Genomic DNA, 12,919 nt, shown 5'->3' with positions numbered 1-12,919 from the left:
GCCGTAATGCCAGCGGCTACACCGGAACGAGACCTTACGGCCCTGCCCCAAACTCAAAAGAGGCCGGCGCAGACCGCCAGCCCCCTCACCTCCGGTTTCCCGGAAATTACTTCTTCTTACCAGCGATGGCCTTTGCCGGGCCCTTGCGGGTACGAGCATTGGTGTGCGTGCGCTGACCACGAACCGGAAGGCCACGGCGATGACGCAGGCCGCGGTAGCAGCCGAGGTCCATCAGGCGCTTGATGTTCATCGAGGTTTCGCGACGCAGGTCACCTTCGACCTGATAGTCACGGTCGATGGTCTCGCGGATCTGCAGGACTTCGGAGTCCGTCAGCTGATGGACGCGCTTGTCAGCCGGCAGGCCGACCTTTTCCATGATTTCCTGCGCGAATTTTGGACCGATCCCGTGAATATAGGTCAGCGCGATAACGACGCGCTTCGCAGTCGGGATGTTGACGCCAGCGATACGTGCCACGCCTATTCTCCTTGCGTTCCCGTTGCCATCCGGCAAGAGGCTTTTCGTTATGCAGCCGAACCGGCCGCTCGTTCAAATTTGGGTTCGTACATGTCAAAACGACAGAACCCGGACTTCCCTAGAAATCCGCGCCGATCGCATGAAATGTCGCGAGTTGGCGCGGTGTTTAGCGGAATCAGTGCTGAAAAGCAACCGCTTCCGCCAGTTTATTTTCAAAGACTAAAGCTTCGAAAGTATCTTATCGATCTCGCTGGTGACGTGATCGATGTCCGCCATGCCATCAACCGACCTCAGCTTTCCCTTGGCATAGTAGTAGCCGATGAGCGGAGATGTTTCCTTGTAGTAGGCCTGAAGGCGCGTAACGACTGTTTCGCGATTGTCGTCGGGTCGACGCTTGAAGTGAGTCGAGCCGCAACGGTCACAAACACCGTCCTCTTTCGGCTTGACGTTCGTGTCATGATAGCCCGCACCACAGTTCGCGCAGGTGTAGCGTCCCGAGACGCGGTCCGCGAGCACGTTGTCGTCCACCTGGATCTCGATCACGGTCGAGAGCTCCAGGCCCTTGCTTTTCAGTATGGCTTCCGTGGCATCGGCCTGGACCAGCGTGCGCGGGTAACCGTCGAGAATGAATCCCTTGGCACAGTCCGGAGCATCAAGACGCTCGGAAACGATGGCATTGACGATCTCATCGGAGACAAGCTTGCCGGCGTCCATGACAGCCTTTGCCCGCCTGCCTACCTCCGTGCCAGCCGCAACGGCAGCACGAAGCATGTCACCCGTGGAAAGTTGCGGAATTCCGTACTTCTCCACGATCCGCTGAGCCTGGGTCCCCTTACCCGCGCCCGGCGGCCCTAACAGTATGAGTCTCATCGCCCCCTCTTTCCTCCGCGCAGCTTCGATTTCTTGATCAGGCCTTCGTATTGCTGTGCGATCAGATGACCCTGAATTTGTGCCACCGTATCGAGAGTTACGCTAACCACGATCAAGAGCGAAGTGCCACCCAGGGACAATGGAATGCCCGTTTGCGACACAAGAATTTCAGGCAAAATGCACACAAAGACGAGGTAGATCGCGCCAATCACCGTAATGCGGGTCAGCACGTAGTCGATATATTCGGCAGTCCGTTCTCCCGGACGAATACCGGGGATGAAACCACCATGCTTCTTCAGATTGTCAGCAGTGTCCTTCGGATTGAAGACGATTGCAGTGTAGAAGAAGGCAAAAAAAGCGATTAGCAGACCATAGAGCAGCATGTAGAGTGGCCGGCCATGGCCGAGCGCTGCCACGACCGCGGTTGCCCATGCCGGCAAGGACGTCGTGTTCGCGAAGCCCGCCAGCGTCGCCGGCAGCAACAGCAGCGAAGACGCGAAGATTGCCGGGATAACGCCCGAGGTGTTGAGCTTCAGTGGCAGATGCGAGGTATCGCCCTGGAACATGCGATTGCCGACCTGCCGCTTCGGATACTGGATCAGCAGGCGGCGCTGCGCACGTTCGACGAAAACAATGATGGCAATGACGGCGATCGCGATGACGATGACGGCAAGAATCAGCGTTGTCGACAGGGCGCCGGTGCGACCAAGTTCAAGGGTGCCGGCAAGGGCCTGCGGAAGACCAGCGGCGATACCGGCGAAGATGATCAGCGAGATACCGTTGCCAATGCCACGCGAGGTGATCTGCTCGCCGAGCCACATCAGGAACATGGTGCCGCCGAGCAAGGTCACGACCGTCGAAATGCGGAAGAAGATGCCCGGATCGACAACAAGGCCGTTGCCGCTCTCAAGACCGACGGAAATGCCGTAAGCCTGAAGCGCACCGAGCAGCACCGTGCCGTAGCGCGTATATTGGTTGATGATCTTGCGCCCCTGCTCGCCTTCCTTCTTCAGGTTCTCAAGCGCCGGGACAACGGAGGTCATCAGCTGCACGATGATCGAAGCGGAAATGTACGGCATGATGCCGAGCGCAAAAATTGCCATGCGCTGCACGGCGCCGCCCGAGAACATGTTGAAGAGGCCGAGAATGCCCCCTGCCTGGCCACGGAAGGCCTGGGCATAAGCTTCTGGATTGAGACCCGGGAGCGGAATATGGGTACCGAGCCGGTACACGAGGAGAGCTGCCAGTGTGAACCACAGGCGCTTCTTGAGATCCTCGGCTTTGGCGAAGGTCGAGAAATTGAGGTTGGAAGCCAACTGTTCCGCTGCAGACGCCATGCGATTCTCCGCGCTACCAATTTCGGGCTCAAGCCAAGCGAGCTGCAGGACCCGGAATCAGCATTCTGAATTATTCAAAAGCGGGCTTCGGACGGATTGCGGGAGCAACCTATGCCTCACCCTTGTTTTCGTTCCTACCGCTCATGACGCACGTGCGTCCAGCCGGTTTTTGTGAGGCTCACATATGGGAGCAAAATCGCCCGGTGTGAAGCACCCCGGGCGACTTATCATAAGATAAATTATTCTGCAGCTGCGGCAGAAAGAAGCGTGACGGAACCGCCTGCTTTTTCGATCTTTTCGATCGCAGGCTTGGAGGCGCCAGCAACTTCGAACTTGACCTTTGCCTTCAACTCGCCGTCGGCGAGAACGCGCACACCATCCTTGACGCGACGGATAACCCCGGCAGCCTTGAGAGCTGCTGCATCAACCGTGGACTTGGCGTCGAGCTTGCCGGCGTCAATCGCAGCCTGAACACGCTCAAGGGACACGACAACGAAGTCGGCCTTGAAGATGTTGTTGAAGCCGCGCTTCGGCAGACGACGGTAGATTGGCATCTGGCCGCCTTCGAAACCGTTGATCGCGACGCCGGAACGGGACTTCTGACCCTTCACACCGCGACCACCAGTCTTGCCCGAGCCCGAACCAATACCGCGGCCGAGGCGCTTGCGGCTGTGGGTCGAACCTTCGTTGTCTTTGATTTCATTGAGTTTCATAGCGAATCTCCCGGCTTACTTCTCGTCGACGACGCGAACGAGATGCTGGACAGCACGGATCATGCCACGAACGGAAGGGGTATCTTCCAGCGTGCGGCGACGGTGCATCTTGTTGAGTCCGAGGCCGATCAGCGTGCGCTGCTGGACATCAGGACGGCGAATCGGGCTGCCGATCTGTTCGACAGTAACCGTCTTCGCTTCAGTCTTCTTGGTAGCCTTAGCCATCTGTCAGACTCCTCTTATTCTTCAGAGGCATTGCCAGAAGCGGCACGGCGAGCCTGGAGCGTTGCATACTTGATGCCGCGCTGAGCTGCGATGTCCTTCGGGTGAACCTGGTGCTTCAGAGCATCGAAGGTAGCGCGAACCATGTTGTATGGGTTCGAGGAACCGGTCGACTTGGCGACAACGTCATGAACGCCGAGCGTTTCGAAAACAGCGCGCATCGGGCCACCGGCGATGATACCGGTACCGACCTTGGCCGAACGAAGCAGAACCTTGCCGGCGCCATGGCGGCCATGAACGTCGTGATGCAGCGTACGGCCGTCACGCAGCGGTACGAAGATCAGTTCGCGCTTGGCAGCTTCAGTCGCCTTGCGAATTGCTTCCGGCACTTCGCGTGCCTTGCCGTGACCGAAGCCAACGCGGCCCTTCTGGTCACCGACGACGACGAGAGCGGCGAAACCGAAACGGCGGCCACCCTTAACAACCTTGGCAACGCGGTTAATAGCGACCAGCTTGTCGACGAATTCGCTATCGCGCTCTTCACGGGCCTGGCGGTCTTCCCGCTGCGGCCTTCTTTCCTGTGCCATTGTCCTCTTCCTTTTTCTTTTCCGGGTGCAATCGGCAAACAAAACGAGGACCGCATCGGCCCCCCTTTCGGGACGCCTGCGGTCCGGTGATATCCGGCCGGTGCCCTTCGGGCTGCCGGCCGGAAACTTCATTAGAAGGACAGGCCGCCTTCGCGGGCTGCTTCTGCCAGGGCCTTGATACGACCGTGGTAGATGAAGGCGCCACGGTCGAACACGACGTCCTTGACGCCCGCCTTCGAGGCGCGTTCAGCAACGAGCTTTCCTACGAGGGCAGCTGCTGCCGTGTCAGCACCGGTCTTCAGAGAACCGCGCAGGTCCTTGTCGAGGGTCGAGGCAGACGCAAGCGTCTTACCGGCGACATCGTCAATGATCTGAGCATAGATGTTCTTCGACGAGCGATGAACCGACAGGCGCGGACGGCCGTTGGCCACCGACTTGAGGTGACGACGCACGCGGTTGGCGCGACGTGCAAGTGCTTCTTTCCTGCTAGCCATTTCGCGTGATCCTTACTTCTTCTTGCCTTCTTTGCGGACAATCCGCTCTTCGGCATACTTAACGCCCTTGCCCTTGTAAGGCTCAGGACCGCGGTATTCGCGGATTTCAGCGGCGACCTGGCCGACCTGCTGCTTGTTGATGCCGGAAACGACAATTTCCGTCGGCTTCGGCACAGCGATCGTGATGCCCTGCGGCGGCTCATAAATGACGTCATGGCTGAAGCCGAGTGCCAGCTGCAGGTTCTTGCCCTGAAGCGACGCGCGGTAACCGACGCCGTTGATTTCGAGCTTGCGCTCAAAGCCGTCCTTAACACCCTTGAAGATGTTCTCGATCATGGTGCGGGACATGCCCCACTTGGACCGAGCGTCCTTCGAGTTGCTGAGCGGCGTTACTACGACCGCATTGTTTTCGAGCTTAACGCCGATTTCGTCATTTGCGACGAAGAACAGTTCGCCCTTCGGGCCCTTGGCGGACACCTTCTGGCCATCGACCGTAGCCGTGATCCCAGCAGGTACCTGAACGGGCTTTTTACCGATACGAGACATTTTACAATCCTGTCTGTTCGCTATGGAGATCCCTGCCCTGTCTTAGAAGACAGAGCAAAGAACCTCGCCACCAACGTTCTGTTCGCGAGCCTGGTGATCGGCCATCACGCCCTTCGGGGTCGAAAGGATGGTGATGCCGAGGCCGTTCGCGACCTGCGGAATGGACTTGACCGAGACATAAACCCGGCGGCCCGGCTTGGATACACGGCCGATCTCACGGATCACCGATGCGCCTTCATAGTACTTGAGTTCGATGTTGAGCTCAGACTTGCCATTGCCGAAATCGACAACGGAATAGCCACGGATGTAGCCCTCAGACTGCAGAACATCGAGAACGCGTGCACGGAGCTTCGAAGCAGGCGTCGAAACCGACGACTTGCGGCGAGAAGCACCGTTGCGGATGCGAGTGAGCATATCGCCCAACGGATCAGTCATTGTCATCTAACCTGCTCCTTACCAGCTCGACTTGACGATGCCCGGCACCTTGCCGAGATTGCCGAGTTCACGCAGCGCGATACGCGACATGCGCAGTTTGCGGTAGTATGCGCGCGGACGGCCCGATACTTCGCAACGGTTGCGAATGCGGGTCTTGGATCCATCGCGCGGCAGGGATGCCAGCTTGATCGAGGCCTTGAACCGCTCTTCGATCGGAAGAGCCTGGTTCATGATGATCGCCTTCAGAGCTGCACGCTTTGCAGCCTGGTTAGCGACCGTAGTACGGCGGCGCTTGTTCTTTTCAACTGCGCTTGTCTTCGCCATGTGCGGTTCCTTTTCTACGCTCGTCGTTACGGTTACTGACGGAACGGGAAGTTGAACTCTGTCAGGAGAGCCCGTGCTTCGTCGTCCTTCGTTGCCGTCGTGCAAACGATGATGTCCATGCCCCACATCTGATCAACCTTGTCGTAGTTGATCTCAGGGAACACAATGTGCTCCTTGATGCCCATGGCGAAGTTGCCACGGCCGTCAAAGCTCTTCGGGTTCAGGCCGCGGAAGTCGCGAACGCGCGGAAGCGCAATGTTCACGAGGCGGTCCAGGAACTCGTACATGCGAGCGCCGCGCAGGGTGACCTTCGCGCCGATCGGCATGTTTTCGCGGACCTTGAAGCCAGCGATAGAGTTGCGGGCACGGGTGATGACCGCCTTCTGACCCGCGATAGCGGCCAGGTCAGCTGCAGCAACAGTCGGCTTCTTCGAGTCAGCCGTTGCTTCACCAACACCCATGTTGATTACGATCTTGTCGAGCTTGGGGATCTGCATCTCGTTGGCGTAGGAGAACTTCTCCTGCATAGCCTTACGGATACGCTCGACGTATTCCTTCTTGAGCCGCGGCTCGTACTTTGCCTCAGCCATCAGATCACCTCACCGGAACGCTTGGCCACACGGACCTTCTTGCCGTCAACAACCTTGAAGCCGACGCGGGTTGGCTTGCCGTCCTTGTCGACGATCGCAACGTTAGACAGGTGAACCGAGGCTTCCTTGCTGATGATGCCGGCTTCCTGGCTCTGCGTCTGGCGCTGGTGGCGCTTTACGACGTTTACGCCACGCACAACGGCGCGATCTTCCTTAGGCAAAACCTGGAGGACTTCGCCAGTGCGGCCCTTGTCCTTGCCTGCGAGCATGACGACCTTGTCGCCCTTACGAATCTTCTGCATCGTTCGCGCTCCTTACAGTACTTCGGGAGCCAGCGAGATGATCTTCATGTGGTTCTTGGCGCGAAGTTCGCGCGGAACCGGTCCGAAGATACGGGTGCCGATCGGCTCTTTCTTGTTGTCGATGAGGACTGCTGCATTCGTGTCGAAGCGGATGATGCTGCCATCAACGCGACGGATTTCCTTGGAGGTGCGAACAACCACCGCCTTCATCACGTCACCCTTCTTCACGCGGCCGCGCGGGATCGCTTCCTTGATCGAAACGACGATAACGTCGCCGATCCCGGCATACTTGCGCTTCGAGCCGCCCAGCACCTTGATGCACATGACACGACGTGCGCCGGAATTATCCGCCACATCGAGGTTTGTTTGCATCTGAATCATATCAGGTCGCCTTTTTGTTTTACCGGAATGGTTGGGCTTTGAGTGCCCCCTTTCCCGGCATATGAAAATCTGTCAGCCGACCGAACCCATCTCGAAGACGAGCACAGATACGGCAATAGCTTGAATAGCGCGGGAAAAATCGTGCCAGGGTGGTTTCCCCAAGGGGACCTTCCGTGCGCTCAAAGCAAAAGAACGCCCGTCTTTCGAGCGTTCTGACGCTGCTTCATACAGAAATTTTCGCGAGACGCAAGGCCTCGCGAGAAATTCTTACTTTGCCTGGGCGGAAACAACCGTCCAGCGCTTGTCCTTCGAGATCGGCGCGCATTCCTCGATGGATACGACATCGCCGATCTTGTACTGGTTGTTTTCGTCGTGGGCCTTGTACTTCTTGGAACGACGAACAGTCTTCTGAAGCAGCGGGTGAGCGAAACGACGCTCAACGCGAACTACGACAGTCTTCTCGTTCTTGTCGCCAACGACAACGCCCTGCAGAATGCGCTTCGGCATGTTTTTCTTCCTTTACGCCTTTGCTTCTGCCGCCTTCTGGCGGGCAATGGTTTTCACGCGGGCGATGTCCTTGCGGACTTCGTTGATGCGCGAGGACTTTTCCAGCTGACCGGTAGCCTTCTGGAAGCGCAGGTTGAACTGCTCCTTCTTCAGGTCCGCGAGCTTGTCCTTGAGCTGGTCGGCCGTGAGGCCGCGTACTTCTTCGGCTTTCATCTGCCTTGCTCCTTACTCTGCAATGCGCTGAACGAAGCGCGTCTTGACCGAGAGCTTGGCAGAGCCGAGGCGAAGCGCTTCGCGAGCGATTTCTTCGCTGACGCCGTCGATTTCGAACATCATACGGCCTGGCTTGACCTTGCATGCCCAGTATTCGACAGAGCCCTTGCCCTTACCCATACGGACTTCGGTCGGCTTTGCGGTTACCGGAACATCCGGGAACACGCGGATCCATACACGGCCGGCGCGCTTCATGTAACGCGTGATCGCGCGGCGTGCCGCCTCGATCTCGCGTGCATTGACGCGGTTCGGCTCTTGAGCCTTAAGGCCGAATTCGCCGAAGGCCAGGTCAGAACCACCCTTGGCGACGCCCTTGATGCGGCCCTTAAATTGCTTGCGGTACTTGGTACGCTTTGGCTGCAACATTTTCTTATTCTCCGAACTTATCTGCCACCAACGCTATTAAGCGTTGTCGCGGCGACGATCGCGGTCGCGGCTTGCCGGACCCTGAGCGTCACCCTCGAGTGCGCGGCGCTCGGAGGCCATCGGATCGTGCTCAAGGATTTCGCCCTTGAAGATCCAAACCTTGATGCCGCAGATGCCGAATGCGGTTTCCGCTTCAGCTGTACCGTAGTCGATGTCAGCGCGCAGCGTGTGCAGCGGAACGCGACCTTCGCGGTACCATTCCGTGCGAGCGATTTCAGCACCGCCGAGACGGCCTGCGCAGGTGATCTTGATGCCTTCGGCGCCAAGACGCATTGCAGACTGAACGGCGCGCTTCATGGCGCGACGGAAAGCAACACGACGCTCAAGCTGCTGAGCAATCGACTGTGCGACGAGGGTCGCGTCGACTTCCGGCTTGCGAACTTCAACAATGTTGAGGTGCGTTTCGGAATTCGTCATCTCCGACAGCTTCTTGCGGAGCTTGTCGATGTCTGCGCCCTTCTTGCCGATGATCAGACCCGGGCGAGCCGAGTGGATCGTGACGCGGCACTTCTTGTGCGGACGCTCGATGACCACCTTGGCGATACCGGCCTGCTTCAATTCGCTCATGACGAACTTACGCATCTTCAGGTCTTCGTGCAGCAGCTGGCCGTACTCGGCATTGTCCGCGAACCAGCGGCTATCCCAGGTACGGTTGATGCCAAGACGGAAACCGATTGGATTAATTTTCTGACCCATTATGCGGCCTCCTCTTGTGCCTGCACTTCGCGGACAACGATCGTCAGGTGCGCGAACGGCTTCTCAATGCGAGATGCACGGCCACGGCCACGAGCGTGGAAACGCTTCATGACGATCGACTTGCCAACGTAGGCTTCTGCGACGACCAGTGTGTCGACGTCGAGATCATGGTTGTTCTCAGCGTTTGCGATGGCAGATTCGAGCGTCTTCTTGACGGCGCCTGCGATGCGCTTGCGGGAGAATTCCAGCTCAGCGAGTGCACGATCGACCTTCTTGCCGCGGATAGCCGCAGCAACGAGGTTGAGCTTCTGTGGGCTGACGCGGAGCGTGCGGGCGACTGCTTGCGCCTCGTTGTCCTTCAGCCGGCGTTCGGCTTTTGCCTTGCCCATTGTTACTTCCTCTTTGCCTTCTTGTCCGCACCGTGACCGTAGTAGGTCCGGGTCGGAGAGAATTCACCGAATTTGTGACCGACCATGTCTTCATTGACGCTGACCGGAACATGCTTGCTGCCGTTGTAGACGCCGAAGGTGAGACCGACGAACTGCGGCAGGATCGTGGAGCGACGGCTCCAGATCTTGATTACTTCTGCACGTCCGCCTTCGCGTACCTTCTCAGCCTTCTTGAGAAGATAGCCGTCAACGAACGGACCTTTCCAAACTGAACGAGCCATTGGAGACTTCCTCTCTTACTTCTTACGCTGATGACGCGAGCGCATGATCATCTTGTCGGTCGACTTGTTCGACCGGGTGCGCTTGCCCTTGGTCGGCTTGCCCCACGGAGTAACCGGGTGACGGCCACCAGAGGTACGGCCTTCACCACCGCCGTGCGGATGGTCGACTGGGTTCATGACAACACCGCGGTTGTGCGGACGCTTGCCGCGCCAAACGGTGCGACCGGCCTTGCCGTCGTTGATGTTGGCGTGATCCGGGTTCGAAACCGCACCGATCGACGCAAGGCAGGTGCCGTGCACGAGGCGCTGTTCGCCCGAGTTCAGGCGAAGGATCGCCATGCCCTGGTCACGACCGACGAGCTGTGCGTAACCGCCAGCCGAGCGTGCGATCTGGCCACCCTTGCCCGGCTTCATTTCCACGTTGTGGATGATGGAGCCGACGGGGATGAACTGCAGAGGCATGGTGTTGCCTGGCTTCACGTCGACAGCCTTCTCCGAAGAGATAACCTTGTCGCCAGCAGCAAGGCGCTGCGGCGCAAGGATGTAGGCCTGTTCGCCGTCGGCGTAGGAGACGAGCGCGATGAACGCGGTCCGGTTCGGATCGTATTCGATACGCTCGACAGTGCCTTCGACGTCGAACTTGCGACGCTTGAAGTCGATCAGACGGTACGTGCGCTTGTGACCGCCGCCGATGAAGCGAGCCGTGATGCGGCCGAGGTTGTTACGACCGCCGCTCTTGGTCAGACCTTCCGTCAGCGCCTTGACCGGCTTGCCCTTATAGAGGCCGGAACGGTCGACGATGACCAGCTGACGCTGGCTCGGGGTCGTAGGATTGAATGTTTTCAATGCCATCTTTTTATTCCTCAGAGACCGGTGGAGACGTCGATCGTCTGGCCTTCAGCCAACGTCACGACAGCCTTCTTCACGTCCTGCTGCTTGCCGACAAAACCGCGGAAACGCTTAGTCTTGCCCTTGCGGAGCAGCGTGTTGACGGCCGTGACCTTGACGCCGAACAGCGCCTCGACTGCAGCCTTGATTTCCGGCTTCGACGCCTTCTTGGCGACATTGAAAACAACCTGGTTGTTTTCCGATACCAGCGTGGACTTTTCGGTGATCGCCGGCGAGACGATCACATCATAGTGGCGAAGGTCGGTCACTTGAAACGCTCCTCTAGAGCTTCGACGGCAGCCTTGGAAAGCACGAGCTTGCCGCGGCGCACGATGTCGTAAACGTTGATGCCCTGGATCGGCAGAACATCGATGTTCGGGATGTTCTGAGCTGCAAGCTTGAAGTTGCCATCAAGTTCAGCGCCGCCGATGAAGAGCGCATTGGTCAGGCCGAGCGTCTCGAAAGCCGATGCCAGCGCCTTGGTCTTTGCCTCTGCAGCAACCAGGCTGTCGATGATGATGACATCGTCGGACTTCAGCTTGGCCGAGAGGGCGTGACGCAGGCCGAGAGCGCGAACCTTCTTCGGAAGGTCGTGTTCGTGGCTGCGAGCAACCGGGCCGTGAGCCTTACCACCGCCGCGGAACTGCGGAGCGCGAGCCGAATGGTGACGAGCGCGGCCCGTACCCTTCTGCTTGTACATCTTGGCGCCGGTGCGCGAAACGTCCGCGCGGCCCTTTGCCTGGTGCGTGCCCTGCTGCTTCTTGGCAAGCTGCCAGCGGATGACGCGGGCAAGAATGTCTTCGCGGGGCTCGAGGCCGAAAATCGCATCAGAAAGAGAAACCTTCCCTGCGTCTTTTCCCTCGAGGGTCTTGACGTTGAATTCCATTGGTCTGGCTCCCTTACTTCGCGGCCGACTTGACGGCGTCGCGCACGATGATCCAGGCACCCTTGGAACCGGGTACTGCACCCTTGATCAGGATCAGACCACGATCTTCGTCGGTCGAAACCACTTCAAGGTTCTGAGTCGTTACGCGCGTCTGGCCCATGTGACCAGCCATCTTCTTGTTCTTGAAAACCTTGCCCGGATCCTGGCGCGAACCCGTCGAACCATGCGAGCGGTGCGAAACAGACACACCGTGCGTGGCGCGAAGACCGCCGAAACCGTGGCGCTTCATGGCGCCCGCAAAGCCCTTACCGATCGTTGTACCCGTCACGTCGACGAGCTGACCAGCTGCAAAGTGACCTGCCTTGAGCTCGGTACCAACCTCGAGGAGGTTGTCTTCCGACACGCGGAACTCAGCGAGCTTGGCCTTTGGCTCGACGTTGGCGACAGCAAAATTGCCGCGCATCGCCTTCGACGTATTCTTGACCTTCGCCGTGCCAGCACCGAGCTGAACTGCGGCATAGCCGTTCTTTTCCACTGTGCGCTGGGCCACGACCTGGCAGCCTTCCATGCGCAGTACTGTTACCGGAACATGTTCGCCAGCGTCGTTGTAGACGCGGGTCATGCCCACCTTCTGTGCAATCACACCTGAACGCATCGGTTCAATCCTTCCAACTCAGCTCGAGCAGGGCTCAGAGCTTGATCTCAACATCGACACCAGCGGCGAGATCGAGCTTCATCAGCGCGTCTACCGTCTGCGGTGTCGGGTCAACGATGTCGAGAAGGCGCTTATGTGTGCGCATCTCGAACTGCTCGCGGCTCTTCTTGTCGATGTGTGGGGACCGGTTGACCGTAAACTTCTCGATGCGAGTCGGAAGCGGAACGGGGCCCCGGACGCTAGCACCGGTGCGCTTCGCCGTCGACACGATCTCGCGCGTGGAAGCATCGAGAATCCGGTGATCGAACGCCTTCAGGCGAATGCGGATATTTTGGCCGTTCATTCGACGTTATCCTTGTGTTTGTTTCCCACATGCCTGTTGGGCAGACACGGGTTGTTCTTTTTTTCCTAAGGCGGACCACCGGTTTCAAAGATCGAGAGGGACACCGGAATGCGGGGTCCCTATCCAGTCTTCAGGCCTAACGGCCCACCTTATTGTTTGTTGTAGTCACCCGCTTCGGTTAACGAAGCAGGGCGCAAATCGCGCTCGCGCGCCATTTGCAACATTTCGCTGTAATAAGCAAGCGGCTATCGCCGCCTGCATCATAATATTGTCATCAAGCCGGCCGCGAAGCGGCCGGT

Annotated in this window: 24 protein-coding genes; all 24 read right to left on the bottom strand. The window is 58.5% G+C overall.

Annotated features, from left to right (window positions below):
- Window positions 1-106: 106 nt before the first annotated feature.
- The gene (gene rpsM / locus BN77_RS11045) at window positions 107-475 is read right to left on the bottom strand and encodes a 30S ribosomal protein S13 (protein ID WP_007531685.1); all 369 of its coding nucleotides are present in this window, start codon (window positions 473-475) and stop codon (window positions 107-109) included.
- Between the two features lie 219 nt (window positions 476-694).
- Entirely contained in the window at window positions 695-1,345 is a 651-nt protein-coding gene (locus BN77_RS11040) for an adenylate kinase (RefSeq protein ID WP_007531684.1), read from the bottom strand.
- The gene (gene secY, locus BN77_RS11035) at window positions 1,342-2,682 is read right to left on the bottom strand and encodes a preprotein translocase subunit SecY (RefSeq protein ID WP_007531683.1); all 1,341 of its coding nucleotides are present in this window, start codon (window positions 2,680-2,682) and stop codon (window positions 1,342-1,344) included. The genes BN77_RS11040 and secY overlap by 4 nt, the downstream gene beginning before the upstream one ends.
- A gap of 239 nt (window positions 2,683-2,921) precedes the next feature.
- The gene (gene rplO / locus BN77_RS11030) at window positions 2,922-3,395 is read right to left on the bottom strand and encodes a 50S ribosomal protein L15 (RefSeq protein WP_007531682.1); all 474 of its coding nucleotides are present in this window, start codon (window positions 3,393-3,395) and stop codon (window positions 2,922-2,924) included.
- 15 nt (window positions 3,396-3,410) lie between these two features.
- Window positions 3,411-3,620, bottom strand: coding sequence for a 50S ribosomal protein L30 (rpmD, locus tag BN77_RS11025; protein WP_007531681.1), 210 nt, complete (start codon window positions 3,618-3,620; stop codon window positions 3,411-3,413).
- Window positions 3,621-3,634: 14 nt separating this feature from the next.
- Window positions 3,635-4,204: a 30S ribosomal protein S5 gene (rpsE, locus tag BN77_RS11020; RefSeq protein ID WP_007531680.1), complete on the bottom strand. Its 570-nt coding sequence runs from the start codon at window positions 4,202-4,204 to the stop codon at window positions 3,635-3,637.
- Window positions 4,205-4,335: 131 nt separating this feature from the next.
- Window positions 4,336-4,698, bottom strand: coding sequence for a 50S ribosomal protein L18 (rplR, locus tag BN77_RS11015; RefSeq protein ID WP_007531679.1), 363 nt, complete (start codon window positions 4,696-4,698; stop codon window positions 4,336-4,338).
- A gap of 12 nt (window positions 4,699-4,710) precedes the next feature.
- Window positions 4,711-5,244 carry a 50S ribosomal protein L6 gene (rplF, locus tag BN77_RS11010; RefSeq protein WP_007531678.1) on the bottom strand — a complete coding sequence of 178 codons (534 nt, stop codon included), beginning with the start codon at window positions 5,242-5,244 and terminating at the stop codon, window positions 4,711-4,713.
- Between the two features lie 42 nt (window positions 5,245-5,286).
- Window positions 5,287-5,685, bottom strand: a complete 399-nt coding sequence (gene rpsH / locus BN77_RS11005; RefSeq protein WP_004674934.1) for a 30S ribosomal protein S8 — start codon at window positions 5,683-5,685, stop codon at window positions 5,287-5,289.
- A gap of 12 nt (window positions 5,686-5,697) precedes the next feature.
- Complete coding sequence (rpsN, locus tag BN77_RS11000) at window positions 5,698-6,003, bottom strand: 30S ribosomal protein S14 (protein WP_003573787.1); 306 nt, start codon at window positions 6,001-6,003, stop codon at window positions 5,698-5,700.
- Window positions 6,004-6,035: 32 nt separating this feature from the next.
- Window positions 6,036-6,593, bottom strand: coding sequence for a 50S ribosomal protein L5 (gene rplE, locus BN77_RS10995; protein ID WP_007531677.1), 558 nt, complete (start codon window positions 6,591-6,593; stop codon window positions 6,036-6,038).
- Window positions 6,593-6,895: a 50S ribosomal protein L24 gene (gene rplX, locus BN77_RS10990; RefSeq protein WP_007531676.1), complete on the bottom strand. Its 303-nt coding sequence runs from the start codon at window positions 6,893-6,895 to the stop codon at window positions 6,593-6,595. The genes rplE and rplX overlap by 1 nt, the downstream gene beginning before the upstream one ends.
- Window positions 6,896-6,907: 12 nt before the next feature.
- Window positions 6,908-7,276: a 50S ribosomal protein L14 gene (gene rplN, locus BN77_RS10985; RefSeq protein WP_007531675.1), complete on the bottom strand. Its 369-nt coding sequence runs from the start codon at window positions 7,274-7,276 to the stop codon at window positions 6,908-6,910.
- A gap of 267 nt (window positions 7,277-7,543) precedes the next feature.
- Window positions 7,544-7,783 (bottom strand): 30S ribosomal protein S17, encoded by a 240-nt coding sequence (gene rpsQ, locus BN77_RS10980; RefSeq protein ID WP_007531674.1) that lies wholly within the window; start codon window positions 7,781-7,783, stop codon window positions 7,544-7,546.
- A gap of 12 nt (window positions 7,784-7,795) precedes the next feature.
- A complete protein-coding gene (gene rpmC / locus BN77_RS10975; protein ID WP_007531673.1) occupies window positions 7,796-7,996 on the bottom strand; it encodes a 50S ribosomal protein L29 in 201 nt (66 codons plus the stop codon).
- Between the two features lie 12 nt (window positions 7,997-8,008).
- On the bottom strand, window positions 8,009-8,422 hold the full coding sequence (gene rplP, locus BN77_RS10970; RefSeq protein WP_003573792.1) for a 50S ribosomal protein L16: 414 nt from the start codon (window positions 8,420-8,422) through the stop codon (window positions 8,009-8,011).
- Between the two features lie 36 nt (window positions 8,423-8,458).
- Entirely contained in the window at window positions 8,459-9,178 is a 720-nt protein-coding gene (gene rpsC, locus BN77_RS10965; RefSeq protein ID WP_007531669.1) for a 30S ribosomal protein S3, read from the bottom strand.
- Complete coding sequence (rplV, locus tag BN77_RS10960) at window positions 9,178-9,567, bottom strand: 50S ribosomal protein L22 (RefSeq protein ID WP_007531667.1); 390 nt, start codon at window positions 9,565-9,567, stop codon at window positions 9,178-9,180. Before rplV ends, rpsC begins: the two co-directional genes overlap by 1 nt.
- Window positions 9,568-9,569: 2 nt before the next feature.
- Window positions 9,570-9,848, bottom strand: coding sequence for a 30S ribosomal protein S19 (rpsS, locus tag BN77_RS10955; protein WP_007531666.1), 279 nt, complete (start codon window positions 9,846-9,848; stop codon window positions 9,570-9,572).
- A 15-nt stretch (window positions 9,849-9,863) separates the two neighbouring features.
- A complete protein-coding gene (gene rplB / locus BN77_RS10950; RefSeq protein ID WP_007531665.1) occupies window positions 9,864-10,700 on the bottom strand; it encodes a 50S ribosomal protein L2 in 837 nt (278 codons plus the stop codon).
- Between the two features lie 11 nt (window positions 10,701-10,711).
- Window positions 10,712-11,005: a 50S ribosomal protein L23 gene (locus BN77_RS10945; protein ID WP_007531663.1), complete on the bottom strand. Its 294-nt coding sequence runs from the start codon at window positions 11,003-11,005 to the stop codon at window positions 10,712-10,714.
- Complete coding sequence (gene rplD / locus BN77_RS10940; RefSeq protein WP_007531661.1) at window positions 11,002-11,622, bottom strand: 50S ribosomal protein L4; 621 nt, start codon at window positions 11,620-11,622, stop codon at window positions 11,002-11,004. Before rplD ends, BN77_RS10945 begins: the two co-directional genes overlap by 4 nt.
- Window positions 11,623-11,635: 13 nt before the next feature.
- Complete coding sequence (rplC, locus tag BN77_RS10935) at window positions 11,636-12,277, bottom strand: 50S ribosomal protein L3 (RefSeq protein ID WP_007531659.1); 642 nt, start codon at window positions 12,275-12,277, stop codon at window positions 11,636-11,638.
- A gap of 34 nt (window positions 12,278-12,311) precedes the next feature.
- Window positions 12,312-12,620: a 30S ribosomal protein S10 gene (rpsJ, locus tag BN77_RS10930; RefSeq protein ID WP_003547547.1), complete on the bottom strand. Its 309-nt coding sequence runs from the start codon at window positions 12,618-12,620 to the stop codon at window positions 12,312-12,314.
- Window positions 12,621-12,919 lie beyond the last annotated feature (299 nt).

The sequence above is a fragment of the Rhizobium mesoamericanum STM3625 genome, from assembly GCF_000312665.1.
GTDB classification, from domain to species: domain Bacteria; phylum Pseudomonadota; class Alphaproteobacteria; order Rhizobiales; family Rhizobiaceae; genus Rhizobium; species Rhizobium mesoamericanum.
This window is presented reverse-complemented; position numbering and strand designations above follow the sequence as displayed.